Raw genomic sequence first — 25,787 nt, forward strand, 5'->3', positions numbered from 1 at the left:
GCCATCAATGAAAGAATTATTGACCCAGCGACTGCACTTGCGCTCATGGACAACTGACGACGCACCATTCTTGCTGGACCTAGAGTCGCGCGCTGCAACCATGCGGTATCTCGGTCCGGGCGCAACTTGCATGACAACCTTGGATCAGGCACTAGCTTCCATCGCTAGACGTCGGGGAATAATCGCCAAAGGGCAAGGCATTTGGGCTGTAGCTGATCGTGAGACTGATGCGTTGGTTGGAAATGTTCTTTGCAAACCGTTGCAGGGTGAAACTCAACAGAGCATTGACCTGAATTTCCTGCAGACACCAATCGAGGTTGGGTGGCACCTGCACCCGAGTGCTCAAGGCCAAGGATTTGCGACGGAAGCGGTGAGGGAGGTCCTGAACTACGTCCGTGAATCTGGCGGGGAATCGGTCTTCGCGATCGTAGATCCAGGCAACGTCCCCTCGCAGAAAGTTTGTCAGCGCCTAGACTTTGCCCGCATCGCCGAAACCAATGGGTACGCTCAACCGGAGCATTGGGTTTTCCGGCGACTGTTGAGCTAAAGGTCGGACTTGAAGGCGCTCCCGGCATGCGCACCTTCGAAATCCACCGGCATTGCCCATGGTATTGAACCTCATTGCCCGCAAATTCGCACTAACTGGAACGGTGGCGGATAATGAGAGAAGGTTCCAACGCGGTAGACTAAGTATTTCGCATGGGCTCACAGCCACCACGGGCGAATTTGTAAAGGGGACGAGCGTGTCTTTGCTTAAGACCATCAAGAAACCAAGCGATCTTCGGGCGCTGTCCTTAGAACAACTAGACGATCTTGCAGAGGAAATCCGTACTTTCCTGATCGATAATGTTGCCCGTACAGGTGGCCACCTTGGCCCCAACCTTGGTGTTGTCGAGCTAACCTTAGGCATTCATCGAGTCTTCGATTCGCCGCAGGACTCCATCATCTTTGATACCGGGCACCAGTCCTACGTTCACAAGCTGCTGACCGGACGCCAGAACTTCGAAACCTTACGCCAGCAAGGCGGGCTCTCAGGCTACCCTGATCGAGCTGAATCAGAACACGACGTCGTGGAATCCTCACATGCCTCTGCATCCTTGTCGTGGCTCGACGGAATTTCTCGCGCCAATAAATTGAGGTCCAACAACGACCGTTATGCCGTGGCCCTAGTCGGCGATGGTGCACTAACTGGTGGCATGGTCTGGGAAGCGGTCAACAACATTGCCGCCGATAAAGACCGCAAGGCCGTCATCGTGGTTAATGACAATGGTCGGTCTTACGCCCCAACTATCGGTGGTTTGGCCAATCAGCTTCTGGGCCTGCGTCAGCAACTGGATAAGTTCCGCACCCACCCGGCGTACGAAAACGCCATGGAAAAGCTCAAAGACAAGCTCAAGGGATCCGGCGCCGTCGGCGGATTCACCTATAAGTCCCTTCATGCCACCAAAAAAGGCATCAAAGACTGGTGGGCTCCACAGGGATTGTTTGAAGACTTGGGTCTGAAGTACATCGGCCCTATTGACGGACACAACCAGCGTGCCGTCGAAGAAGCTTTGCAGCAAGCCAAACAGTATTCGGGACCAGTGCTAGTGCACGCATTGACTGAAAAGGGACACGGCTACGCTCCAGCCCGCGCCGATGAAGCTGACCAGTTCCATGCCGTGGGAATCATTGATCCCGTGACCGGTCTGCCCGTTTCCAAGTCGAGCGCGCAGAGCTGGACCAGCGTCTTTGGCGAGGAAATCGCCAAGGTAGCCAACGAACGTGATGACATTGTCGCCATTACCGGTGCCATGTTGCAGCCGGTGGGCTTGAAGAAGATGGCTCAAGAGCATCCTGAACGCGTCATTGACGTTGGCATTGCCGAACAGCATGCGATGACCACCGCGGCAGGATTAGCCTTCGGCGGGCTACACCCAGTGGTTTGCGTGTATGCCACCTTCTTGAACCGCGCATTTGATCAGCTGCTCATGGATGTTGCCTTGCATAAGGCCGGCGTCACCATCGTCCTTGACCGCGCTGGCGTGACCGGTCCTGACGGCGCCAGCCACCACGGCATGTGGGATATGGCGTTGACGCAGATTGTGCCAAATCTTCATCTGGCTGCACCACGTGACGCTGATCGACTCCGCGAAGAATTACGTGAAGCCCTGGAAATCAGCGACGCACCAAGCGTTGTTCGATTCTCCAAGGGATCAGTTGGGGAACCCATCGACGCCATCGATCGCTTGCCCGACGGTGTGGACGTGCTCGCTCGGTTGGGGGACAAGTCCGCTCCGGATGTCTTGATCGTTTCGGTTGGTGCGATGAGCGAATTGTCTTTGGACGTCGCGCAACGCCTGAACAGCCAGGGCGTTTCGGTCACCGTTGTTGATCCTCGCTGGGTATTGCCCATGCCAACCTCGGTGATTTCGTTGGCCGCTCGCCATCGCATCGTTGTCTGCATCGAAGACGGCGTCCGCGCTGGTGGTGTTGGTTCGCGTCTTCGCACCGAAATGCGTGCCGCTGGTGTTGATACTGCTCTTAATGAAGTTGGTTTGCCTACCGAATTCCTGGCTCACGGTACCCGTGCTGAAGTTCTGGACCGTGTGGGACTGACCGCGCAACAGGTGGCCCGCGACACTTTGGCTCAGGTGCTCGGAACCAAGGTCCCGTTCGCTCGTCCACTACCAGGGCAGGATCTTCCTACAGGACAGATTCCAAAGCTATGAGCTCAGTTCAGGCATGCCCCCAAGGACTTCCTCGCACACCAAAAGTGATCGCAACTGGTGAGTTGGTAGTCGCCCGTGCCTGGAAATTTGATGGCACGCCACACTGGGTAGTTCCGGGTTTCTACCTCGGACAAGACGAGTACGGGCACTGGCTCCATCAGCCCAAAGGCTCACTCGTAGCGCGTCCCGGCGTTGCCCACCTGGCTCAAAGTGATGCGTTGTGCCTCATTCCTCACGAGGGTCCGTGGATTGCCACGTTGTACGCACAGCCCACGGAAGACTTTGATGTCTATATCGACTTGTCGCACCAGATCGGTTGGCAGGCAATGAAGTCTGGTGGCTGGGAAGTGAATTCGATAGATCTTGATCTGGACGTTATTCGCTCTCGTAGTCGGGGGACATTCTTGGATGACGAAGACGAATTCGAAGAACACTCTGTGGCTATGGGCTATCCAGAGCAGCTAAAAACGGAAATGAGCGGAGCGGCGCGAGAGTTGTTGGACCTCGTCGCAACAGATGCTTCACCTTTTGACCGGTCCTATCGAAACCAATGGTTAGCCAAAGCCGGCGACCTGCCCACGACCTAAACACTTTTACTGATTTTTTACTGACCTGAAAAGGGAAAACAATGGCGATTATTCGCACCTATCGTTTAGACGACAAGAACGTACTGCACTTCCGCGAAGCGTGGTTCCAGCAGTTTGAAGACGGCGAGCTGGGTCAGTTTGTCATCAACCATGGCAGCGTTGGGCACATGTCCACCACCAGCGATGTTCAGGACGTGAACAACGACCGTGCCGACGAGCTTTTTGCGGGTTTCCTGCAGGCATGCACCGATGAAGGCTACGCCGAAATCAAGGATGAAGACCAGACTTGGGTCATCGTTCAGTACACGCTGAAGTCAGCTGCAGGTACGGAACGTGACCAGTACTTGGAGAAAAAGGTCAAAGAGGCGCTCACCGGTCACTTGGCATGGCGTGGCCTGGGCACCGTTGAGTCCAGTGATTTTGCTCCACGTAAGTTGAATATCCGTGTTCTTTCGCCGGCTCCAAAGCTCGCTGTTTCAGCTATCAAGACTTGCATCCGCGAAGCCAAGCTCGATTTCACCAAGATGAGCATCGGCACCGCTGATTACGCGACTCCAGAAAAACTCAAGCAGGTTCACCCGTTGCCAGCGAAGCCAATGACCCTGAGCTAATTGGTTTTGCCTTCTCTTCTTCCGCAACCAATGCAGGAAGCGGACTATCAGGCCGTACATGCACTCTCACGCTCATTAGGCCGAAACGCCGAACCTGCGCGTTTTGGCGTGGAAGGTTGCCAGTTAGTGCTGAAGGATTCCCAAGATAAGCTGCTTGGCTGGGCTAAGGCAAGCTGGTGGGATCCCGACGATGAACTGGCACCGGCAGGGTTCTATCTGTCCGGCGTGGAGATTGCAGCTGACTTTCAGCAGCACGGGTTGGCCTCAATCTTGACCACCGCGCGACTGGAATGGATAGCCCACCGTGCCGATCGGGCATGGTGTGTTGTGAATGCGCAAAACACTGCGTCGCTCGCGTTGCAGCGGTCTTTTGGATTTAGAGAAATTTGTAGAGCACCACAGTTCGGTTCTGTGCAGTTCACTGGCGGAAGTGGCCTTTTGCTGTGCAAGGAAGTCACCCCCAGCAACCGTGCTTCCGCCGACCGCAAGAAATAAGGAACTTAGTAGAAATGATTCCACAGGAAGATCGGGACGAGACTCCCGGTGCCCAACGCAAGGCGCCACCGATGGGTGCCACTCGAACGCCACTGCATTTGGTGTTCCAAGCTTGTGTTGGCGTGATTATCGGTCTGGGTATCGCTTCGGTGTTCTCCGGAGCTGCCCCGGCAAAGCTTGCACTGGCTGGTGTGCTGGTGATTGTTGTTGTTTGGATCGTTGAGCAGGGCTTCCGACTGCCTGCGCCTAACACCAAGCCCGGTGCCCGAGTTCGTTTGGTGTTGCGCCTTGTATCCCTAGTGGGCTTTACCCTTGCCGTTAGCCCATTGCTCACGCTGATTGAAGCATGAGCCAAGAACAACTTTCAGCTCAGCCCAAGCAGCGCCGGAGTATCAAACAATGGCTTTGGATGCTGTTGCAGGTCATTGCCGGTGTAGGAATCGGTACTGCCATGGCCAAAGCCATGTCACTACCCGAAGAACAAGTGGCGCTCATTGGTACGGTCATCACGCTGGTCACCTGGTTGGCGGATGAAGTCATTTCATTGCCTTCAAAAGATAGCAAGCGGGGCTCAGTGATTCATGGGTCGATTCGTTTTCTAGCCCTCGTTGGTTTCATCATGGCGTTACAGTCCTTGGCTGCGCTGAATGGATTTTCGCGCTAGCAGCAGCCCAAACGGGCACAAAAAACCGGTCGAAGCATTCTCTAAAATGAGAAGCTTCGACCGGTTTTGTTTAGCCGTCAGATACTAGTCTGTACCAGCGTCGAAGGCTGCAGATTCGATGGCACGATCGGTAGCAAGATCGTCGCTATCAACGCGGGTTGCGTTGACGATATCGTCAGCGCCACCTTCCTCAAGCGAGCCAACCAGCTCAGCGGTGGTTCCACCGACAAGACCCATGCTGGCGTACTGTTCTAGGCGACCGCGCGAGTCGGCAATATCCAGGTTTCGCATGGTCAGCTGACCGATACGATCCACTGGACCGAAGGCTGCGTCGCCCACGCGTTCCATGGACAGCTTGTCTGGGTGGTAACTGAGCTTCTCGCCCTCGGTGTTCACGATCGTGTAGTCATCTCCACGGCGCAAGCGAACGGTTACGGTACCGGTAATGGCAGAGCCAACCCAGCGCTGCAGCGACTCGCGCAGCATCAGAGCTTGTGGGTCCAACCAGCGACCTTCATACATCAGGCGGCCCAGACGGCGGCCTTCGTTGTGGTAGCTGGCAACGGTATCTTCGTTGTGGATCGCATTAACCAAGCGCTCGTAGGCGATGTACAGCAGCGCCATAGCTGGTGCTTCGTAGATGCCGCGCGACTTAGCTTCGATGATGCGGTTTTCGATCTGGTCGCTCATGCCCAGACCGTGGCGTCCACCGATGATGTTCGCTTCATTGACCAAGGCAACCGAGTCGGTGAATTCCTTGCCGTTGATGGCAACTGGACGTCCAGCGACGAAGGAAACCGAAACGTCTTCGGTCTTGATCTCTACGCTTTCATCCCAGTACTTAACGCCCATGATTGGCTCAACGGACTCGATGGAGCTGTCCAGCAGTTCCAGAGTCTTAGCTTCGTGGGTTGCACCCCAGATGTTGGCATCGGTCGAGTATGCCTTCTCGGCGGAGTCGCGGTAAGGGAAGTCGTGTTCCTGAAGCCACTCCGACATTTCCTGGCGGCCACCGAGCTCGGTGACGAAGTTTGGATCCAACCAAGGCTTGTAGATGCGCAGCTTTGGGTTTGCCATCAGGCCGTAGCGGTAGAAACGCTCGATGTCGTTGCCCTTGTAGGTCGAACCGTCGCCCCACACGTCCACGCCATCTTCGCGCATTGCGCGAACCAGAAGGGTGCCGGTAACGGCGCGGCCCAATGGGGTGGTGTTGAAGTAAGTCTTGCCACCGGAGCGGATGTGGAAAGCGCCGCAGGCCAGTGCTGCGAAGCCTTCTTCAACCAGTGCTGGCTTGCAGTCAACCAGACGGGAATTCTCGGCACCGTATTCCAGCGCACGGCTTGGAACGGCGTCGATGTCCGGCTCGTCGTACTGGCCGAGATCGCCAGTGTAGGTGTAAGGAATGGCGCCCTTGTCGCGCATCCACGCTACTGCCACCGAGGTGTCGAGGCCACCGGAGAACGCGATTCCGACGCGTTCGCCTACAGGAAGATTGGTAAGAACTTTAGACATGTTTCCATCCTAATGGATAAATATGCAATGCAGTGAATTGTGTCTTGGACTCTTTGCTTTTCAGACCTACCAGATAGCCTATGGGTATAAGGTCGCGCAGTGAAGCGGCAGATGAAAAACAGTGAGGTGCACATGGAATTCCGTCAACTAGGCCGCAGTGGTTTGAGCGTTTCAGTCGTTGGTTTGGGATGCAACAATCTGGGACGCTCGGGGACCGTCACGCAGAGCCAAGAAGGTACCGACGCCGTGGTTCATGCAGCCTTGGACGCTGGAATCACGTTCTTCGATGTTGCCGACAACTATGGCAAAACTGCTGGGCTCTCCGAACAACGCCTGGGTAAAGCGCTGGGCAAGAACCGCGAAAATATCGTGTTGGCCACTAAATTCGGCATGGATGTTGCCGGAGCTAACGGACCAGATTTTAACGCCCGCGGATCACGTCGCTACATCATGAAGGCTGTGGAAGCGTCATTAAAGCGTCTGGGTACTGACCATATTGATCTGTACCAATTCCACACTCCTGATGCGAACACTCCGATCGAGGAAACCCTCCGTGCGCTGGACGACTTAGTGACCAGCGGCAAGGTCCGCTACATTGGCCACTCAAATCGTGCCGGATGGCAGATCGCCCAGGCAGAGTACGTGGCTCGCGAATTGGGAACCGAACGATTCATCTCGGCGCAAAATCATTACAACTTGATTGATCGCCGCGCCGAGTTGGAAGTCCTGCCAGCCGCCCGCGAATTTGGCCTCGGCGTGCTTCCGTACTTCCCATTGGCTAACGGCCTGCTCACCGGAAAATATTCAAAGGGCCATGCACCTGCTGGTAGCCGCCTCACCCATGCTCGACAGCAATTGGTCGAGACCTCCGACTTTGAACAGCTTGATCGCTTCGCCCAGTTCGCCCAGCAGCGCGATCTGGCACCAATCGAGCTTGCCTTCTCATGGTTGGCCGCACAGGAACCAGTCACTTCTGTGATTGCTGGCGCCACTCGTCCCGAGCAGATCCAGATGAATGCTCAAGCTGTACGCTGGGTACCGACAGAAGAAGAGCGCAAGGAACTTGATGAGATCTTCCCGGCGCCGACCAAAGTGGCCCTGTTCTAGTCTGAAGAACCACTAGCTCGGACCAATAATTAAACTGAGAGGTTGCGACCCTAAAGGGTTGCAACCTCTCAATTTTTGCGCTGAAGCTTTTTTACTTGCTTTCAGTTACGTACACAACGACCTGACCGTCGGTGATTTCGGTAGCGTACCTGGCCAACGGGGCGACGGCAGGACCATCAAGAACGGTTCCATCAGCCGGCTTAAACCGAGAGCCATGGCAAGCGCAGAAGAAATCATCTTTGCTTGAATCGGGGGTGACTACACAACCTTGGTGTGTGCAGACGCTGGAGAAGGCCAGTACAGACTTTTCATCTGGGCGGAACAGTAGTACTGGTATTTCCGCGCCAGAGGGATGTTTTGCCTGAACGGAAGTGCGTGCACCGACTTCAAGATCGGACAGCTTGATGACTTTCTGCCCTTCACCGGTTGGCTTCGGTGCGGCAGAGGCCTCAGGGGTATCAGCTTCCGAATGTCCGTCACCGCAAGCGGTCAACAATGCGGCGGAACCAAGGGCTGCAGAAGCGCACATGATGGTGCGGCGTGCTGGTAAGGCGAAGTCAGTCATGGGTTTATTCTGACAGAAGTCGCTGTGACGGTGCTAAGGAATTGGAAATTAATTAATTGCTGTCACTACGACGTTGGGCCCCAACCCTAATGGATTGAGGCCCAATGTTCGCTAAGTTCTAGCTGTTGAACTTCTTGCCGTTCACTCGTTCCGCGGCTCCAACCTGGTCAAGGTAAGGAGTGATTCCGCCGAGGTGCATTGGCCAGCCGGCACCGGTGATCATGCAAAGATCAACATCGGCCGCTTCGGCCACAACGTTTTCTTTGAGCAACAGTCCGATCTCTTCTGCCAGAGCATCCTGCACCCGAAGCAGAATCTCTTCCTTGGTCGAGGGCTTCTCTCCCTGATTCAACAATGGTGCTGCCTGAGGGTTCAGTTCCTGCGAGCCATCCTCATTCTTCACCCACAGTGCAGTGATCTTTGCATCAATCAATTTCTGCAGGTTTTCAGAGACAGCGAAACGGTCTCCAAAAGCAGCGTTCAAAGATTTGTTCACATGCTGAGCCACTGGCAAGCCAACCATGGCCAACAGGGTGAACGGACTCATTGGCAGACCCATAGGTGCCAAGGCAGAATCCGCAGTCTGTGCGTCGGTACCTTCATCGAAGGCAGCCTGGACTTCGCTCATCAGTCGAAGCAATACGCGGTTGACCACAAAGGCCGCCGAATCTTGGGTCTTCACAGTGGTCTTCTTCAGTGCCTTGCCGACCACAAACGCCGTGGACAGCGACGTCTCGTTGGTCCATTCGGTGGCTGCGATTTCCAGCAATGGCATCAGTGCTACCGGGTTGAAGAAGTGGAAACCAACTAGCCGCTCTGGGTGCTTAAGATCGCGGCCCATCTCGGTCACGGATAGTGAGGACGTATTGGTGGCCAAGACGCAGTCGGGGGAGACCACGGCTTCAACTTCGGCAAAGACCTGCTTCTTAACCGAGAGCTCTTCGAATACGGCTTCAATAACAAAGTCAGCATCGGCAAACGCTTCCTTGGTTACCGATCCTGAAACCAGTGCCTTGCAGCGATTGACGCCATCTTGGCTCATGCGACCTTTGCTGTGTAGCTTGTCTATCTCACCATGGATGTAGGCAATACCCTTGTCTACGCGTGACTGGTCCAAGTCGGTGATGACCACCGGTACATTGAGTCGACGGACGAACAGTAGCGCGAGCTGGCTTGCCATCAGGCCGGCACCAACAACGCCCACCTTGGTCACCGGGCGCGCAAGCTTGGCATCCGGTGCGCCTGCTGGTCGCTTGCCACGCTTCTGTACTAGATCCAAGAACGCGTAAACAGTGTTCTGGAACTGAGGTGTACGCATCAGACCGGTCAGAGCTTCAATTTCAAGCTTGGCGGAGTCAGGCTGGGAAAGAGTCAGACCCTTTCGGAATACTTCGAGCACCTTGTATGGTGCCGGTGCTGCCTCGGAAAGCTTGGCATCAACAAACTTTTCTGCCTGATCGGCGGCTTCCAACCAGCGGCGGGCCACCTCGGGGTCGCTCGGATCCACAGCGTTGGGACGCTGGACCTGCGTGGTTCCAGTGAGTACTGAATCAACAAACCCGGTTGAGTGTTCGATGAAATCTGCTGGCTCGAACAACGCATCAGCCACACCCATCTTGTAGGCCGCAGGGCCTGAGAGCGTGCGGTTGTTGTTCAGAGGATTCTCGATCATGACCTTCAAGGCATTTTCGGGACCGACCAGACGTGGCAGGCGGTAGACGCCGGCCCACCCTGGAATCAATCCGAGGAATCCTTCAGGAAGACCCAAAGCGCCAGCTGCTGTGCTCACCGTGCGGTAGTTGCAAGCCAGTGCAATCTCTAGACCGCCACCGAGGGCTAGCCCGTTGATGAAAGCGAAGGTTGGAACGCCCAAATCGGCAAGTAGCTCATAGGTGTAGTGACCCAAAGTTGCCATGGCCGTGGCCTGATCTGGTTCGCTCAGTCGGGTGACCGCGGACAAATCGGCACCGGCGATGAGGAAGTAGGGCTTTCCCGTAATGGCCAAGGCGTGGATTTCGCCGGCCTTGGCACGTGCAGCTTGAGTCTCAAGGGTCGCACGAAGTTCCAGCAGGCCGTTGGGGCCCAGGGTGGTTGGCTTCTTGTGGTCAAGGTCGTTATCTAAGGTCAGTAGGGCGAGAGTCTTGCCGCTGGGCAGAGCAACGTCCGTGACATAGGAGTGAGTGACGGTTTCGTCGTGCATCATTTCAGCGACGGCCGCGAAGTTTTTGGTGTTTGCAGTCATTGTCTCTTCCTTATGCCTTGCTGCCAAAGTCTGCATGGTTTGGGTTTTCCCAAATGACGGTGCCACCCATGCCCAGACCGATGCACATGGTGGTGATGCCGTACCGTACCGAGTGGTCTTCAGAGAACTGTCGGGCAAGCTGGGTCATCAGGCGAACGCCGGAGGAGGCCAGTGGGTGGCCGACGGCGATTGCTCCGCCGTAGCGGTTTACTCGATCGTCATCCTGCTCGATTCCGTAGAAGTCGAGGAAGGAGAGTACCTGGACAGCAAAAGCTTCATTAATTTCGAATAGGCCGATGTCCTTGATGCTCAGTCCTGCCTTGGCTAGAGCCTTTTCTGTGGCAGGAACTGGACCGTAGCCCATAACATCTGGTTCAACGCCGGCGAAGGCGAAGGAGACCATGCGCATTTTTGGCGTCAGTCCGAGCTCGCGCGCTGCCTGTCCGCTGCTTAGCAGGGCTGCGGTGGCACCGTCATTCAGGCCAGCGGCGTTGCCGGCGCTGACTCGTCCGTGGGCACGGAATGGGGTGCGAAGATCTGCCAAGGATTCCATGGTGGTCCCTGGACGTGGTGGCTCATCGGCGGTCTTGACCGACCAGCCCTCGCCTGGACGCTTGGCAGCGACGGGAATCAGATCGGGCTGGATCTGCTGGTTTTCGTATGCCTTGGCTAGCTTATTTTGGGAGGCCACGGCGTAGCGGTCAGCGCGTTCCTTGGTGATCGCCGGGAAGCGGTCATGCAGGTTTTCCGCGGTGTTGCCCATGTTCAGGGCCTGCGGATCCACGATCTTTTCGGAAAGGAAACGCGGGTTTGGATCGGCTCCGGCACCCATCGGGTGGTTGCCCATATGTTCTACGCCGCCAGCTACAACGATGTCGTAGGCGCCAAAAGCAATGCCACCTGCAGTCGCGGTTACCGCGGTCATGGCGCCGGCGCACATGCGATCAATGGCAAAGCCTGGAACGGATTTTGGGATTCCGGCCAGAAGGCCCACGGTGCGGCCCAAAGTCAGGCCCTGGTCGCCGGTCTGCGTGGTGGCGGCGATCGAAATTTCGTCGATTTTTTCTGCCGGCACTTCTGGGTTGCGTTCGAGTAGTCCGCGAACGGCCTTGACCGCCAGATCATCGGCGCGGGTACCGTGGTAGATGCCCTTCTCGCCGGCCTTGCCGAACGGGGTTCGGAGACCGTCGATGAAGACTACATCGCGGTCGTTGAGCGAAGGGTGCACGTTATTGGGCACGGTCGAAGCGTTGGCACTCACCGTCGGGCTCCTTGGGGTTGGTTCATGCTGCCCAGCATAGGGCAGTGGCCAGCATCACTGTGACCTAAACCATACGTTACTCAGTAGTAACTTGAAGTGCAAGTGCAACCCATCACACTTTGCTTATACCTCGGCAAATGCCTGCGCAAAACCAGCTACGAGCAACTCTCGCTGCCACGGACGAGCGCCCAATTCAGCGAGTTTTTCATCAATGCCCTCGGCACTGATCAACACCGGTGGATTCCAGCACAGTTCCCGAAGATATTTAGGGGTCAGCAAGTTTTCCGCCGGAATGTTCCAGTGTTCGCTGACCTCTGCCAGCACAAGCTTTGCCGCTTCGAGTCGAGCCGAAGCCGCCGGATTCTTCTCAGCCCACGAACGTGGATGAGGCAACCCGGCCTTGCTGGCGCGCAGCTCAGGCAAGTCCTTGGTAAGTCGTCCGCGCTGAATGGCATCCATCCAGCGTGGAGCATCTCGTTTGGCGTGGCGGGTATGGAAACCCGGGATTTGAAGCAACGCGGGAACGCTGGCAGCGCGCTGCTCCACAGCTGCCATAATTGCTCGATCAGGCAAGAGTCGGCCTGGGGCAACGTCCTGGCTTTGGGCCAGAGACTCGCGGGAAAGCCATAGCTCGCGGGCGATAGCTAGGTTGCGTCGGCCCTTGAGCTTATGGACCCCGGACAGCTTGCGCCACGGTTCCTCGGCTCGCTGTGGGTCAGGCAGATTGCGTTCGTATTCAAACTCTTGGATGGCGAAGTCCATCTTGCCTTGCTCTTCAAGAATTTTGCTGATTTCCTGACGTAGCTGCTCAAGAACTTCTACATCCAAGGCCGCGTAGTTTAGCCATGCTTCAGGCAATGGGCGGGTGGACCAGTCAACGGCTGAGTGTTCTTTGGCCAATTGCAGGCCAAGTAATTCGGCCACCATAGTGCCAAGTGAAACTCGTGGGAAACCTGCCAATCGGCCAGCCAGTTCGGTGTCAAACAACGAGGTCGGGGACATGCCCAGTTCGTGAAGGCAAGGAAGGTCCTGCGTGGCAGCATGCAGGATCCACGGCTGCTGGTTCACAAAGTCACGCAGGACGCTCAGGTCATCAAGCTCTTCGGGATCGATCAACCACGTGCCAGCGCCCTCGCGACGGATTTGAAGCAGGAAGGCTCGTTGACCATAGCGGAATCCACTGGCTCGCTCCGTGTCCACTGCCAAATCCCCGGTGCCAGCACTGAGTTCACGCACGGCACGCCGCAAGGCGGCAGGGGTGTTGATGACCTCAGGAATACCGTCTCGCGGATGCGTGAGCGGAATCAGCTGAGGTTCAGGCGACTGTGAGTCTGCGGGGGAGGATGCGGAAGCGGTGGCGTCAGAATTCGGCATGATACTTCTATTCTAGATCTAACCGTCCGCCTCTAATGTGCTTGTGAGACTTAACTAAGTCGACGGTGTGGCAGTTGCTCAACACCTTCGGGCAACGGTGGTAGCCCGGCAAAGGTGCATACCAGGTCGGCCCACGCACTCAAATGCGGTCCGAGGTCCTCTGAATCCGGCGACCATGAAGCGCGCAGTTCGATGTCAATGTGGTCTTGTTCCCCGCGCAGGTTGCCAAAAGATTCTGAAATGACCCGGGTGGCAGTCCCTCCGGCCAAATGGTGGAACGCTTCACGCTCACGCAGGGAATCTTCCAGCCACGACCAGGCGACCGACGCGAGCATCGCGTCCTGCCCCATGTCGTGATCTAAGCGTGCACGCACATAGGTGACGATGCGGAACTGGCCATCCCATAACTCTTGGCCGGCCGGATCAAATAAGAGGATGAATCGTCCGGTAGCTAGTTGCTCCTGCGACTGCAGGAACGGGGTGCGGCCGATCTCTTGTCCGTGGGGACCGTGATCGGGCGAAACCGTATCGACCACGTCGCCGCTGAGCGCCAGGGCAAACGGTGCAAGCCGACCGGGGGCCGGGATTTCGGTGAACTTCAGTTCTTTGCGTACCTTGGCGTGCGACAGCTCTTCCAGGGCCTTGGCGAAGGCGCTCGGGATGGCTGAGGCAGGGCGATCGTTGGTCACAATTTGAGTCTAAACGTGCCGTACCTTGGGTTGGGTACGGCACGCCGATCCGCGCTCAGCCTAAGCAGGGACGTGGGAACCCATGAGCTCACGAAGTTTGGTGATGAACGCTGCCACGTCTTCTTCGGTGGTGTCGAAGGAGCACATCCAACGCACTTCGCCAGCTGCGCGGTCCCAATCGTAGAAGCGGAAGTGCTTGCGCAGTTCATCGCTGACAGCGGTGGGAAGCTTGGCAAAGACCCCGTTGGCTTGTGTTGGGTAAACCAGTTCCACGCCGTCGATCTGTTCAACCGCTTGAGCCAACTTGGCAGCCATCGCATTTGCGTGGCCGGCCAGTTCCTTCCACAAACCGGTTCCGTAGAGCTCGATCAGCTGGGCAGAGATGAAACGCATCTTGCTGCCCAGCTGCATGTTCATCTTGCGCAGGTATTTCATGTCCTCGGCGAGCTCCTTGCGCAAGGTCAGGATGCCTTCGCCGAGCAGGATGCCATTTTTGGTTCCGCCGAGGGACACGATGTCGACCCCTGCATCGGTGGTCAGTGCGCGCAAAGGGACGTCAAGCGCGGCCGCGGCATTGGACAATCGTGAACCGTCCAGGTGCACCTTCATTCCCAGCCTGTGCGCGTGATCGGTGATGGCCTTAATTTCCTGCGGGGTGTACAAGGTGCCAAGTTCTGTGGCCTGGGTGATGGACACGGCTAGTGGCTGTGCGCGGTGTTCGTCGCCGTAGCCCCACGCTTCCTGATCAATCAGTTCAGGGGTGAGCTTGCCATCTGGCGTTTGAACCTGCAACAGCTTAAAGCCGCCGACTCGTTCCGGGGCACCGTTCTCATCCACGTTGATATGCGCGGTGTTGGCGCAAATCACTGCACCCCAGCGTGGCAACAACGACTGAAGCGCTGTGACATTGGCTCCGGTGCCGTTAAAGACGGGGAAGATTGTTGCGTCGTCGCCAAAGATTTCGCGCGCCGTCTTACCTAGCTGCTCGGTGTATTGGTCTTCGCCGTAGGAGATTTGGTGTCCGCCGTTGGCGCGGGTGATCGCCTCAAGGATGCGAGGGTGAACTCCCGAGTAGTTATCGGATGCGAAGCCGCGTATGTTGGCGTCGTGAAGTGAAGTCATAATGTATGGATCCTTGGACTGTAGTAAAGGAATGAAGTGGGGGTGGCCGCGAAGCTTCAGAACAGCGTTCTGTATTTATTCAGGCAGTAATCAGGAGCTTGGCAGCACCATGCGCGTGCCGTTGTGTGCCACCGCATCATCGGCTAATAGATCTATGGCGCTTTGGGCCAGGTAGCTCACCGGTGTGTGTCCCGCCGGGGCATCTTCGGCCGACTTTTCGCTCAGCGCCTTCACCACCCAACTGACCGCGGCAGCATTGGGCGCGTTTTTGCTAAACAGGCGTGCGATCGCGTTGACCCAGTGTTCGGCGGCGGCCTTGACTGCACCATAGTTGGCGTTCGACGGCGTTGGGTTAGTGACTGCCTGCGCACTGACGATCGCCAATCGCCCGGATGGTGAGTCCAGCAGATCCTGGACAAACGCGCGGGTGGTATTACGCAGTGTTGTCAGCACCATGCGTTGCAGGAAGTCCCAGTCTTCATCACTCTGACCGACGATGGACTTGCCGCCCCGCCAGCCCCCAACTAAATGGATGAGCGAATCAATAGGACCGTGGTCCTCATGGATGCGTCGAGCCAATGCTTCGACGGCCGCAAAATCAGTGAGGTCGCATTCGTAGCGGGCTTTGGCGAAGGCCAGCCGTACATCGAGGCGAGTCTGATTGCTACCCACCGCCAGCACCTGCGCTCCGGCTTCCGTGAGCGCGCGAGCGCAGGCGATCCCGGAAGCCGACGTGGCGCCAGCGATGAGCACTAAACGTGGTGTTTGATTCAAGAAGAGTCTTTCTTTGCTCACAATTCCTAGCCTAAGGCAGGAGTCCTAGATTTCCGATGCACCGGTCATGCCCTTGGTCGACTCGATGACGCTGGCCATCTTCTTATTTAGCGCCTCGTAGAACATGGACAAAGGGAACTCATCATCCATTACTTGGTCCGTGATTTCACGAAGGGGAGCAGTCAGTGGCAGGGCCTGTGGTCCCTTGGCCCACTGTGAGGCAGGGTTTGGAGTCACGGTGTTCGCAACCAGTTCGTACGCCGCTAGCCAATGGGCCAGCTTCGGGCGGTCGATGGACTTCCAGTACAGTTCGTCAATTGCATCTCCGAGCGCAGCGACGACTTCTGGAACCTGGTCCCAGTCGATACGTAGTTTGGTATCGGTCCAGTGTAGAACGTGGTGCTGGTGCATCCACGCGAAGAGCAGCTGGCCACCCAAACCGTCGTAGTTACGAACGCGCGATCCGGTGATGGCAAAGCGGAAGATCCGGTCAAAGATCACTGCGTATTGAACCAGCTTAGCCATCTTGGCAGTCTTGGGATCGGTGTTGGGATCGTTGTTAATCTTCATGGACTCACGGAATGCGGTGAGATCACAACGCAACTCTTCAAGGGAGTACAGGAAGAACGGCATGCGCTGCTTGATCATGAAGGGATCAAAAGGAAGATCGCCACGCATGTGAGTGCGATCGTGGATTAGATCCCACATGATGAAGGTTTCTTCAGTCAGATGCTGGTCCGACAGTAGCTCAGCTGCATCATCCGGCAACTGCAAATTGGTGATGGTTGCAGCTTCTTGCAGAACCTTGCGGAAGCGTGCGGCCTCACGGTCTTGGAAAATTGCGCCCCAAGTAAATGACGGTGTTTCGCGAATGGCTACGGATTCCGGGAAGAGCACAGCGGAATTGGTGTTGTAACCCTCGGTGAAGTCAACAAAACGTAGGGGAACAAAGAGTGCGTTGGTGTAGCTGGTGCTTTCGAGCTCTGCGATGAACTCGGGCCACATGACCTGAACGAGTACCGCTTCCAAGTGGCGGTTGGTGGAACCGTTCTGCGTGTACATCGGGAAGAGTACTAGGTGGATCAGACCGTCGATCCGCTGGGTTTGCGGTTGGAACTGCACCAGCGAGTCCAAGAAGTCCGGAACATCAAAACCGCTCTCTCTCCACTTTTCGAGGTCAGCGACCAGCTGTTCAAGGTATTCGTTGTCATGCTCGAAGTGGACCTTGAGCGCATGAACCGAGGCGATGATCGAATCGACCAGTTCGGTGGCGCGAGGAAGCACTGCCTCGTCGGATAGAGACCCATCTTTCGCCTGCAAACCTTGGAATTCTGTGGCGGCTGATTTTAGGGTCAGCCATGCTTCGCTGTTTGCAATCTGCAGAACCTGCGCATCGCTGGCCGGCATTGGCTTGGCAGAAATCTGAGTCATTTCAATACACCTTCTTCTTTTCATGTTTGGGTAGCGCTCATGTGCTTGACATGAACGCTACGCCCAAACAATAGAAAAGTTGGTGCTGAGTGATTGGTGAATAAGTAAGTCTTATTCTTACTGTGACGCGGACCGCGCTACGATCAGAAGAATAACCCCTAAGCGTTACGCAACGTCAAGCTCAATGAGTTCATGCAAAAGCGCAGATCGGTAGGAGTATTAAACCCCTCACCTTCAAAGACGTGGCCCATATGCGAATCGCACTTGGCGCAACGAACTTCAACGCGCTTCATACCCATCGATTCATCGGTGATGTACCGAACGCGGTCTTCGGCCAGTGGGGCGTAGAACGAAGGCCAACCACATGAGGCATCAAACTTCGTGGCACTAGCGAACAGCTCAGCGCCGCAAGCTCGGCAAGCGTATACTCCCTCGGTGGTGGTGTCCCAATATTCGCCCGTGAAGGGCCGCTCCGTGCCGGCCTGGCGCAGCACCCGGAATTCGTCCGGCGAGAGAATCTCTTGCCACTGCACTTCTGTTCGTTCCGTTGCGTCGTCGGCTATTTGGTCATCATGGTTAACAGGTTCATTGCTCATACTCATAGAAACGTACAGCACCAACAGATGATTCCCACGGCACATCATGGAAAGATAAAAGTATGGCTCGGAATATCGTAGATACCTTGGAACCACGCAAAACCATCCCAGCGACCCTGCTCGGCATCTCATTGGGTGTGGGCGCCGGTTCACTAGTTGCCGCCAGCGTTTCGGCGCTCGCCGGTTATTTCGCTCGACGGGTGGTTACACCCGAGGAACGGCGTACCGGCAACAGTATGATCCGTGAAGTTGTCACCGATCATGAGGGAAAACTCTGGGTTCATTTTGCCAAGGATGCAGAAACCAACCAGCCAGGCCCCTGCATTTTCCTGACCGAATTTGATGCGTGCTCCATTCGGCTTTCAGCGCCCGAAGAGGTTCCGGGCAAACCGAAAATCGTCGCGCGCAAAATTGAACGCGTCTACCGCGGCAGCCTCGAAGGGGTGCGACGCGGCTATCTCTCCGGAGCTGTGTACGAGCACCCTGCAGATCTCGGCTATGTCGCCGAAGACGTCGTGGTGCCGTTGGAAGGTGGCGACGGGCCTGCATGGCTAGTTGAAGGCACCGAGAATAAAAACGTGTGGGTTATCGGCGTGCATGGCCGAGGCGCTAGACGCAATGAATCGATCAGGGCATTGCCAGCTCTGACTGCCATGGGCGTAACCACCTTGCTCATGAGCTACCGCAATGACGGCCTCGCTCCGAGTGCTGCTGATGGCCGCTACGGATTGGGCGATACTGAATGGCACGATGTGCAATCGGCGGTGCGTTTTGCCAAGGAGCACGGCGCTCAACAGATCATCCTGCTCGGTTGGTCCATGGGTGGAGCCATCAGCCTGCAAACCGCCGATCGAAGCGAACTGGCGTCCGAGATTGATTCGTTGATGCTCGTTGGGCCGGTCATTAACTGGGTTGACGTCCTGTCCCACCAGGCCCGCAGCAACCGCATCCCTCAATCGGTCGGTCGATTTGGCCAGTGGCTGCTGTCCAACAAGGCTGGGCGCTGGGTTACCGGACAGGCAGCGCCGGTCAACCTCAAACGCCTGAACTGGGTCGATAGGGCTAGCGAGTTGAAGCACCCGACGTTGATCATGCACAGCCGTGATGACGAATTTGTTCCGAACGGACCAAGCCTGAAACTAGCGGCTCTTCGTCCCGATTTAGTCACGCTGCGCACCTTCACCAAGGCCGGACATACCCGCGAGCCCAATGTTGATCCCCAGGGTTTTGAGCAAGCAGTCACCAACTTCCTGACCAAGCGCATCGCCGCCCGCGCCACACTCTAGGCAAAACAACTCCAGGCAAAACAAAGGACCCAGTCTGCGCTTCGTTCAATAAACGAAGTGCAGGCTGGGTCCTTTGTATACCTCGAAAATCAGCCGGTGGCTATCGGTGCCCAGATTGCAGAAGTGGCCTTGGCAGCATCATGGGGAGCGATCTCTAGGCTGAAACCACGTCGACCGCCGGAGATGAACACCGTCTCAAATTGCTGTGCACTGCTATCGATCACCGTGGCCGAAAGTTGGCGTTGTCCGAAGGGAGAAATCCCGCCTAAGACGTAACCGCTTCGGCGTTGGGCCGCGGCCTTGTCAGCCATTTGGGCTTTCTTTTTCCTAGGGCTAGTCCCACCGCTTTGAGGTCCAACATGGCCGCGACCGGAACCACGGCCACTGCTAGATCCTCGCTAGCGTTGGAACCGGTGGAAACCATCAGGGTCTTAAAAACCCGTTCACCGTTCACACCCAGTTGTGCTGCCGCTTCACCACCGTAACTTTCGGCTGAATCGCTGTGTGTATAACTATGCGCAACATAGCTAATGCCAGCAGCATCCAACGCGGCGGTTGCCGGGGTGGACGCGGACTGCTTCTTCTTGCCCACTTCTCAGTTTTCCTTAGGTTCAAAAATTACTGCGTTGTGCAGGGATAGCGCTTCCTAGGCTTCCAGCTGCTCGGTGATCTGACGCTTGATACGGCCCAGCATCGCGGTCATGCCGCGCATGCGCAATGGCGAAAGCGCGCGAGTCAGACCCAACTGCTGTGGCATATCATCGGGGACAGCCAGGATCGATGCTGCATCTGCACCATCGAGGCCAGTAGCAAGCACCGAAGCAAAACCACGGGTGGTTGGTGCCTCTGGGGGAGCGGAGAAGAACAGGTTAACCTCTCGGTTGCCTCCGGCAGCCACTTCAACCACCAAAAACAGTGGTGACTGGCATTCGACGACCTGCTCAAAAAGTTCCGGGTGCTCCGCTAGGCGCGGCGGAAGCTCGGGCAAATCTCGCGAGTAATCAAGTAGCAACTCTAGGCGGTCCGCTTCAGGAACCTCAGTGAACTCTTCGACGATCTCTTGCAGTTCGGAAGGCAGCTGGCTCATGCGCGAACTCCACGCTTGGCAGGAACCTCGCCCTTAGCTTCGCCACGCACGATCGGCACGCCAACTGCATTGCCCCACTCGGTCCAGGAACCGTCGTAGTTACGCACACTTTCGAAGCCGAGCAGGTGCTTAAGTACAAACCAGGTGTGGCTGGAGCGTTCACCGATGCGGCAATAGGCCACCACATCGTCGCCCGGCTGCAACCCGGCGCCCTCAAGGTAAATGGCTTCAAGCTCTTCACGGGAACGGAAAGTGCCGTCCTCGGCAGCGGCCTTGGCCCAAGGCACCGACGCTGCGCTAGGAATGTGCCCACCGCGCAGGGCGCCTTCCTCAGGGTAATTAGGCATGTGGGTGCGTTCGCCGGTGTATTCCTCGGCCGAACGGACGTCGATCAGCGGGTTGCCCAAGTGATTAAGTACCTGAGGCAGGAAGGCGCGGATTTTCTCATCTTCGCGTTCGATCACTGGGTACTGGGTGGCTGTCACCGCTGGCTTGTCGGTGCTCAGTTCACGACCTTCGGCGATCCATTTATCACGCCCGCCGTCCATCAAACGCACATCTTCATGGCCAAAGAGGGTGAAAACCCACAATGCGTAGGCTGCCCACCAGTTGGACTTGTCCCCGTAGATCACCACGGTGCTCTCGCGGGTGATGCCCTTGGCGGCCATCAACTTCGCAAACCCTTCACCGTCGACGTAGTCGCGGGTGACCTCATCGTTCAGCTCGGTGTGCCAATCGATCTTCAACGCGCCAGGCACGTGCCCGGTGGAGTAGAGCAAGATGTCCTCATCGGATTCGAGCACAACGAGGTTCTGCGATCCCAGATTCTCGGCGACCCACGCGGTGGATACCAACCGCTCTGGGTGGGCGTACGCGGCGTACTTCGGGTTGGACTCAACAGGCAGCGACATTAACAATCACGATCCTTGTAGTTCTAATGATTTAGCCCGCTGGGTACAGCAGGCTTTGGGCTTTACTTCTACCCTAGTCCCGAACGCGGATGATCACAGTGTGGGCTTCGACATTTTAGGCAATCATCACGAGCATTCAAGGTAAACTGACCGTTGGGCTTGCCATGGCAGGCTGCGAATTATTGAGTAATCAACTGAAGGACTCTCACAGCCAATGGCGACGATCACCCACCTGAGCGAGACCAAGCCCAACGTTTCAATCGAAGACTTGTTGGCCGGCTTCCACCCGTCCTACCGCTTTGGTGAAGTGTCCTTCGATACCTACCGTCCAGACCCGACCCAGCCCTCGCAAGCCGAGGCAGTTAATAAGCTCAAGGCTTTTGCGGAAACCGTCGGCAAAAACGGTTCGGGATCATTCTTCTCCAAATTGTTCGGGAAGAAGAAGGAAACCAAAAACGGTATCTACCTTGATGGTGGTTTCGGCGTGGGCAAGACCCACCTGCTTGCTTCGCTGTGGCACGCCGCCCCAGGTCGCAAGGCCTTCGGAACCTTCGTGGAGTACACCAACCTCGTTGGCGCTTTGTCCTTCCGCCAGACCGTTGAAGTACTCAGCCAGTACTCGCTGGTATGCATTGACGAGTTTGAATTGGACGATCCGGGGGACACCGTGTTGATGTCTCGCCTGATGCGCGAACTCTCTGACGCTGGCGTGAAGCTGGCCGCGACCTCCAATACGCTTCCTGGCGCCTTGGGCGACGGTCGATTTGCCGCGGTGGATTTCCAGCGCGAAATCAAGACCCTCTCCGAGCAGTTCGACGTTCATCGCGTTGACGGCGAAGACTTCCGCCACCGTGGTTTGCCTGATGCGCCAGTACCACTGGACGATGATCAGATCGAGGCTTTCGCAACGCAACGCTATGCGGAGAAAACCTTGGCCGTGGATAATTTCGACGATCTGGTCACCCACCTCTCGCAGGTTCACCCTTCGCGTTACCGCCAGCTGCTGGCCGAAACCGATGTTCTGGTTCTGCACAACGTAGGTACCATTACCGATCAGGCCATCGCCCTGCGCTTCGTTGTTCTTGCCGACCGCCTGTACGACAAGGATGTTCCTATCGTTGCTTCGGGCAAGCCGTTTAGCGAACTGTTCACCGCAGAGATGATGTCTGGCGGTTACCAGAAGAAGTACTACCGCGCGGTGTCACGTTTGACTGCCCTAGCCCGTGAAGGTCAGGCCGGCGAAGAGGTCAGCTAGCGCCTAGAGCCACGTAACTTTTCTTCATCGCCGAGCACTGCGCTCGGCGATGAAGTGCGTTAACAGCCCGGCCACCAGTGCCCAGAAGGCACCGCCGATTCCGAATAAGGTCAAGTTCCCGGCTGCGACCAACACGGTCACCAGGGCGCTTAGTCGCCACGTGGGATCGCTCATTGATCCGAGCAGAGCGCTGGTGAGCGTGGCGAGTAGTGCCAGCCCTGCGGCGGCTTGGAACAGTCCTTCAGGGAGGTATTGGCCAGCGAGACGATCAACGCGCTCAGTGCACCGAAGATGAGGTAAAAACCACCTGAGCTGAAGGCCGCTCGCCAGCGTAACTTCGGATTGGCCCCGGCTTGTTCTCCTGCTGCCAATGCCGCAGTGATGGCCGCTAGGTTGATGGCATGACCGCCGAAGAATGCACCGAGTGCCGAGCCGACACCGGTGAACAGCATTGAGGGCCGCCATGGAAGCTGGTATCCGAAGGAATTGAGCACCGCGACGCCCGGGATGTTCTGCGAGGCCATGGTCACGATAAGCAGCGGCACACTAATGCTCGCGATCGCTTGCCAGGTGAATTCGGGAGTTACTAAGTGCAGTTGCGGCAGCACCTGAAGTTGATCCCACGATCCGTTGCGCCAAATGTGGAAGATTCCGAAGCACACCGCTGCGAGCATACTCAACGCCACCGCAAATTTTGGTAGCAAACGCAGCCCGATCAGGAACACCAAAAGGATTCCCAGCGCAGGTACGGTAATAGTTCCCAACGCCGTGAACGGTTTGATGCACAGCGGAACTAAGACTCCGGCCAGCATGCCTTGAGCCAGCGGAACCGGGATTTTGGTCAGCAACTTGTGCAGCCCGGGGAGCAGACCGGTGAGAATAATCAGTACACCGCTGACGATGAACGCGCCGATGGCCTGTTCAAAACTGAATGCGCCTGGTGCCAGTGAGGCAAGCATCGCCGCTCCCGGTGTGGACCAGGCAATGCTGATCGGCATCCGGTGGCGCCATGACAGGGCGATCGTGCACAGCCCCACGCAGACCGACAACGCCAGCAATCCGGAGGCTGCTTGAGATGGTGTGGCCCCTACCTGAAACAATCCTGCGAGTACCACTGCGAAGGAAGCGACAAAACCCACCATGGTTGTTATCAACCCGGCAATGATTGATTGACTGAGGTGATCTTCAGAGGACGTGCGTGGAACCATAACTCATTTTTACAGGTACAGCCGGCTTGGGGATAATCACTTCCGTTTGTGAAGATAAACAGAAAAGGTACCGACCTTAGTCGGTACCTTTTCGGGATGCTCGGGCAAGGCCGAGGGGAGTAAACGAAGCAATTAGCCTTCGTTGTTCTCGCCTTCGCCACCCTCAGCGCCTCCGCCGAGTCCGTTGACGTAGTCGTTAGCACCACCCTGGATGCCGTCTACCTGGTCAGCGAACTTGCCACCGGTCTTGTCGTCGATGAAATCGCCGACCTGATCGATACCCTGCGAGACCTGATCTGGGTTCTCCTGCGCGAATTCCTCTGCCTTGCCACGCAGATCATCAAATCCTGCCATGCTGCACCTCCATTCGTTTGTGGGAACCCCTTTAGCTCCACAATTGTTCTCCACCCTAAATCGAAAAACCTAAACATGGAAGAGCTAAGCGAAACTCGGGCGTGTCGAGTCACAAAACTTAAGCAAAAATGGGAACCACTTGGAGTGATTCCCATTTTTTATTGGAGCGGTCAACGAGGTTCGAACTCGCGACCTCAACCTTGGCAAGGTTGCGCTCTACCAGCTGAGCTATGACCGCAGGATTTATATGAAGTTATGGAGCGGTCAACGAGGTTCGAACTCGCGACCTCAACCTTGGCAAGGTTGCGCTCTACCAGCTGAGCTATGACCGCATGAACATCACAACGATGTTCAGTGCGCGATACTGGGATCGAACCAGTGACCTCTTCCGTGTCAGGGAAGCGCGCTACCGCTGCGCCAATCGCGCCGAAGATTCACGAATGAATCTCGACAAAATTCAAAAAATAATGAATTCACTGAGCGGTCAACGAGGTTCGAACTCGCGACCTCAACCTTGGCAAGGTTGCGCTCTACCAGCTGAGCTATGACCGCATATATTTATTTATAACTGGATTCATGGTCTGGTGAACCATAATTCCGTGCGCGATACTGGGATCGAACCAGTGACCTCTTCCGTGTCAGGGAAGCGCGCTACCGCTGCGCCAATCGCGCAAAAAGATCTGCAATCTTCATTGCGAGGTGGGGACGGGATTCGAACCCGCGTAAACGGCTTTGCAGGCCGCTGCCTCGCCTCTCGGCCACCCCACCATACTGGTCGAAACCAGAGTGACTAGTTTTACCTAGTCGGTGAATCTTTTTGCGAGCGGACAACGAGGTTCGAACTCGCGACCTCAACCTTGGCAAGGTTGCGCTCTACCAGCTGAGCTATGTCCGCAAAATGTGTTGTTTTCTGAACGTTTCCGTTCTTTCCAACGAGTAAAAACTCTATACGAGAATTCGCATCCATCCAAATCGAAACGCTGAGATCTGGTTCACAGGGCTTAAAAACCGCGGATCTACGGGGGAAATTCATATTTCCGTCACGACTAGGAGCGAAGCGGGGTAGCTGCGTGCCATGATCGTGTGCATGACCTCTCCAAAATTAGCTATTCAGACGGACTCCGGTCGCATGTACAGTCGCCAAGTCGGCGGACCGGGGATTGTCCCATCCATCACCACAGTCATCGGCACAGATGCCATGGACCTAACTGGATGGGCTGGGTACATGGCGGCGAAAGCCCTTTCTGAGGATCAGCGTTTGGGGCAGGCCTTGGGGGACCAGCGACAAATGCGCTCGTTAATCCGCGCTGCCGCCAGCGCTTCCGAGAGCTATCGTGACCAAGCCGCCGCTCGCGGGGATCGAGTACATAACTACGCGGAAGCCTTTGCACTTCGAGCCTTGGGTATGGAGCACGATGTGGACGCGGCCAAGGCTGCGCTGGAGCAGAACAATGAGCTTGGGTACTTGCAGCACTTTGAAAAGTGGTGGGCTGATTACAACGTTGAGCCGCTCGCTGCAGAGATCACCATTTGGAACGAAAGTGTTGGCTACGCGGGAACTATCGACCTGGTCGCAAAGATCGGCGGTCGGGTGTGCATTGTGGATTACAAAACTAAAACCTCGGATCGTGACGGGATCGTCAAGCGTCCCGATGACAAGGCCATCATGCAACTAGCCGCGGCCTGCAAGGCTGAAGAACAAATCGTGGACGCCGAGCAAGGGCAGTGGAAGCCGTGGGAGTACGGCACCGACGCAATGCTACTCGCCGTGGCATTGGGAGACGCCGGCACCAGGACATTTATGGCGCCTGCACCGGCGCTTCCTGACTATTGGGCGAAGTTCTACGCGTTGAAGCGGAATTGGGAAGCGTCGTACAAGATTTCCCAGTCTCGCGCTACGCTGGCCGAAATCACGCCGCCAACTCAATAATGCCCGGTCGTGACC

The 25,787-nt window shown here is 56.4% G+C and carries 24 protein-coding genes, 7 tRNA genes and 2 pseudogenes; 11 read left to right on the plus strand and 22 right to left on the minus strand.

Annotated elements, in window-relative coordinates; genetic code table 11:
• Positions 1-7 precede the first annotated feature (7 nt).
• The 7 genes from N6V40_RS09675 (at position 8) to N6V40_RS09705 (ending at position 5,068) form a co-directional block, all read left to right on the plus strand.
• Positions 8-547 (plus strand): GNAT family N-acetyltransferase, encoded by a 540-nt coding sequence (locus N6V40_RS09675; protein WP_262197475.1) that lies wholly within the window; start codon positions 8-10, stop codon positions 545-547.
• A 196-nt stretch (positions 548-743) separates the two neighbouring features.
• A complete protein-coding gene (gene dxs, locus N6V40_RS09680) occupies positions 744-2,711 on the plus strand; it encodes a 1-deoxy-D-xylulose-5-phosphate synthase (protein ID WP_131088501.1) in 1,968 nt (655 codons plus the stop codon).
• On the plus strand, positions 2,708-3,298 hold the full coding sequence (locus N6V40_RS09685; RefSeq protein WP_131088500.1) for a DUF402 domain-containing protein: 591 nt from the start codon (positions 2,708-2,710) through the stop codon (positions 3,296-3,298). The genes dxs and N6V40_RS09685 overlap by 4 nt, the downstream gene beginning before the upstream one ends.
• A gap of 41 nt (positions 3,299-3,339) precedes the next feature.
• Positions 3,340-3,909 carry a hypothetical protein gene (locus N6V40_RS09690; protein WP_131088499.1) on the plus strand — a complete coding sequence of 190 codons (570 nt, stop codon included), beginning with the start codon at positions 3,340-3,342 and terminating at the stop codon, positions 3,907-3,909.
• 126 nt (positions 3,910-4,035) lie between these two features.
• A complete protein-coding gene (locus N6V40_RS09695; RefSeq protein ID WP_396267668.1) occupies positions 4,036-4,404 on the plus strand; it encodes a GNAT family N-acetyltransferase in 369 nt (122 codons plus the stop codon).
• A 14-nt stretch (positions 4,405-4,418) separates the two neighbouring features.
• Positions 4,419-4,754, plus strand: coding sequence for a hypothetical protein (locus N6V40_RS09700; RefSeq protein WP_131088497.1), 336 nt, complete (start codon positions 4,419-4,421; stop codon positions 4,752-4,754).
• Positions 4,751-5,068, plus strand: a complete 318-nt coding sequence (locus tag N6V40_RS09705) for a hypothetical protein (RefSeq protein ID WP_262197477.1) — start codon at positions 4,751-4,753, stop codon at positions 5,066-5,068. Before N6V40_RS09700 ends, N6V40_RS09705 begins: the two co-directional genes overlap by 4 nt.
• Before the next feature lie 84 nt (positions 5,069-5,152).
• On the opposite strand, the gene argG is transcribed toward N6V40_RS09705, so the two are convergent.
• Positions 5,153-6,580, minus strand: a complete 1,428-nt coding sequence (gene argG, locus N6V40_RS09710; RefSeq protein ID WP_262197479.1) for an argininosuccinate synthase — start codon at positions 6,578-6,580, stop codon at positions 5,153-5,155.
• Between the two features lie 132 nt (positions 6,581-6,712).
• Between argG and N6V40_RS09715 the strand changes: the two genes are divergently transcribed.
• Entirely contained in the window at positions 6,713-7,687 is a 975-nt protein-coding gene (locus N6V40_RS09715; protein WP_262199715.1) for an aldo/keto reductase, read from the plus strand.
• 91 nt (positions 7,688-7,778) lie between these two features.
• On the opposite strand, the gene N6V40_RS09720 is transcribed toward N6V40_RS09715, so the two are convergent.
• From N6V40_RS09720 to msrB, 9 genes are all read right to left on the minus strand, one after another.
• On the minus strand, positions 7,779-8,252 hold the full coding sequence (locus N6V40_RS09720) for a QcrA and Rieske domain-containing protein (RefSeq protein ID WP_131088494.1): 474 nt from the start codon (positions 8,250-8,252) through the stop codon (positions 7,779-7,781).
• Between the two features lie 118 nt (positions 8,253-8,370).
• The gene (locus N6V40_RS09725) at positions 8,371-10,494 is read right to left on the minus strand and encodes a 3-hydroxyacyl-CoA dehydrogenase NAD-binding domain-containing protein (RefSeq protein ID WP_262197480.1); all 2,124 of its coding nucleotides are present in this window, start codon (positions 10,492-10,494) and stop codon (positions 8,371-8,373) included.
• Positions 10,495-10,504: 10 nt separating this feature from the next.
• Complete coding sequence (locus N6V40_RS09730; RefSeq protein WP_262197481.1) at positions 10,505-11,755, minus strand: thiolase family protein; 1,251 nt, start codon at positions 11,753-11,755, stop codon at positions 10,505-10,507.
• Positions 11,756-11,878: 123 nt separating this feature from the next.
• Positions 11,879-13,129, minus strand: a complete 1,251-nt coding sequence (locus N6V40_RS09735) for an HRDC domain-containing protein (protein WP_262197482.1) — start codon at positions 13,127-13,129, stop codon at positions 11,879-11,881.
• 50 nt (positions 13,130-13,179) lie between these two features.
• Positions 13,180-13,818 carry a DUF3000 domain-containing protein gene (locus N6V40_RS09740; protein ID WP_131088491.1) on the minus strand — a complete coding sequence of 213 codons (639 nt, stop codon included), beginning with the start codon at positions 13,816-13,818 and terminating at the stop codon, positions 13,180-13,182.
• A 60-nt stretch (positions 13,819-13,878) separates the two neighbouring features.
• Positions 13,879-14,940, minus strand: coding sequence for a threonine aldolase family protein (locus N6V40_RS09745; protein ID WP_262197483.1), 1,062 nt, complete (start codon positions 14,938-14,940; stop codon positions 13,879-13,881).
• Between the two features lie 90 nt (positions 14,941-15,030).
• On the minus strand, positions 15,031-15,714 hold the full coding sequence (locus N6V40_RS09750; RefSeq protein ID WP_262197485.1) for an SDR family NAD(P)-dependent oxidoreductase: 684 nt from the start codon (positions 15,712-15,714) through the stop codon (positions 15,031-15,033).
• Positions 15,715-15,759: 45 nt separating this feature from the next.
• Positions 15,760-17,145: a DUF6421 family protein gene (locus tag N6V40_RS09755; RefSeq protein WP_262197486.1), complete on the minus strand. Its 1,386-nt coding sequence runs from the start codon at positions 17,143-17,145 to the stop codon at positions 15,760-15,762.
• 158 nt (positions 17,146-17,303) lie between these two features.
• Positions 17,304-17,741, minus strand: a complete 438-nt coding sequence (gene msrB / locus N6V40_RS09760) for a peptide-methionine (R)-S-oxide reductase MsrB (RefSeq protein WP_131088488.1) — start codon at positions 17,739-17,741, stop codon at positions 17,304-17,306.
• Positions 17,742-17,803: 62 nt separating this feature from the next.
• On the opposite strand from msrB, the gene N6V40_RS09765 reads away from it, so the two are divergent.
• Positions 17,804-19,027, plus strand: a complete 1,224-nt coding sequence (locus N6V40_RS09765; RefSeq protein ID WP_262197488.1) for an alpha/beta hydrolase family protein — start codon at positions 17,804-17,806, stop codon at positions 19,025-19,027.
• Between the two features lie 89 nt (positions 19,028-19,116).
• On the opposite strand, the pseudogene N6V40_RS09770 reads toward N6V40_RS09765, so the two are convergent.
• The 3 genes and pseudogenes from N6V40_RS09770 to N6V40_RS09780 form a co-directional block, all read right to left on the minus strand.
• Positions 19,117-19,451, minus strand: a pseudogene (locus N6V40_RS09770) (YbaK/EbsC family protein).
• A gap of 222 nt (positions 19,452-19,673) precedes the next feature.
• Positions 19,674-20,114: a SufE family protein gene (locus N6V40_RS09775; protein ID WP_131088485.1), complete on the minus strand. Its 441-nt coding sequence runs from the start codon at positions 20,112-20,114 to the stop codon at positions 19,674-19,676.
• Positions 20,111-21,025 carry a sulfurtransferase gene (locus N6V40_RS09780; RefSeq protein WP_131088484.1) on the minus strand — a complete coding sequence of 305 codons (915 nt, stop codon included), beginning with the start codon at positions 21,023-21,025 and terminating at the stop codon, positions 20,111-20,113. The genes N6V40_RS09775 and N6V40_RS09780 overlap by 4 nt, the downstream gene beginning before the upstream one ends.
• A 214-nt stretch (positions 21,026-21,239) precedes the next feature.
• On the opposite strand from N6V40_RS09780, the gene zapE reads away from it, so the two are divergent.
• Positions 21,240-22,280, plus strand: a complete 1,041-nt coding sequence (gene zapE, locus N6V40_RS09785; RefSeq protein ID WP_262197490.1) for a cell division protein ZapE — start codon at positions 21,240-21,242, stop codon at positions 22,278-22,280.
• 24 nt (positions 22,281-22,304) lie between these two features.
• On the opposite strand, the pseudogene N6V40_RS09790 reads toward zapE, so the two are convergent.
• The 9 genes and pseudogenes from N6V40_RS09790 to N6V40_RS09830 form a co-directional block, all read right to left on the minus strand.
• A pseudogene (locus tag N6V40_RS09790) lies at positions 22,305-23,488 on the minus strand (benzoate/H(+) symporter BenE family transporter).
• Positions 23,489-23,620: 132 nt separating this feature from the next.
• On the minus strand, positions 23,621-23,842 hold the full coding sequence (locus N6V40_RS09795; protein ID WP_131088481.1) for an antitoxin: 222 nt from the start codon (positions 23,840-23,842) through the stop codon (positions 23,621-23,623).
• A gap of 162 nt (positions 23,843-24,004) precedes the next feature.
• Positions 24,005-24,080, minus strand: a tRNA-Gly gene (locus tag N6V40_RS09800).
• An 18-nt stretch (positions 24,081-24,098) separates the two neighbouring features.
• A tRNA-Gly gene (locus tag N6V40_RS09805) sits at positions 24,099-24,174 on the minus strand.
• 23 nt (positions 24,175-24,197) lie between these two features.
• A tRNA-Val gene (locus N6V40_RS09810) sits at positions 24,198-24,269 on the minus strand.
• A gap of 52 nt (positions 24,270-24,321) precedes the next feature.
• Positions 24,322-24,394 (minus strand) — tRNA-Gly (locus tag N6V40_RS09815).
• A 48-nt stretch (positions 24,395-24,442) separates the two neighbouring features.
• Positions 24,443-24,514: transfer RNA gene (locus N6V40_RS09820), tRNA-Val, on the minus strand.
• A gap of 25 nt (positions 24,515-24,539) precedes the next feature.
• Positions 24,540-24,610, minus strand: a tRNA-Cys gene (locus tag N6V40_RS09825).
• A 54-nt stretch (positions 24,611-24,664) separates the two neighbouring features.
• Positions 24,665-24,737, minus strand: a tRNA-Gly gene (locus tag N6V40_RS09830).
• Positions 24,738-24,929: 192 nt separating this feature from the next.
• Between N6V40_RS09830 and N6V40_RS09835 the strand changes: the two genes are divergently transcribed.
• Complete coding sequence (locus N6V40_RS09835) at positions 24,930-25,772, plus strand: PD-(D/E)XK nuclease family protein (RefSeq protein WP_242632450.1); 843 nt, start codon at positions 24,930-24,932, stop codon at positions 25,770-25,772.
• The last annotated feature ends 15 nt before the right edge of the window (positions 25,773-25,787 follow it).

Source organism: Glutamicibacter sp. M10, from assembly GCF_025452055.1.
Taxonomy (GTDB): domain Bacteria; phylum Actinomycetota; class Actinomycetes; order Actinomycetales; family Micrococcaceae; genus Glutamicibacter.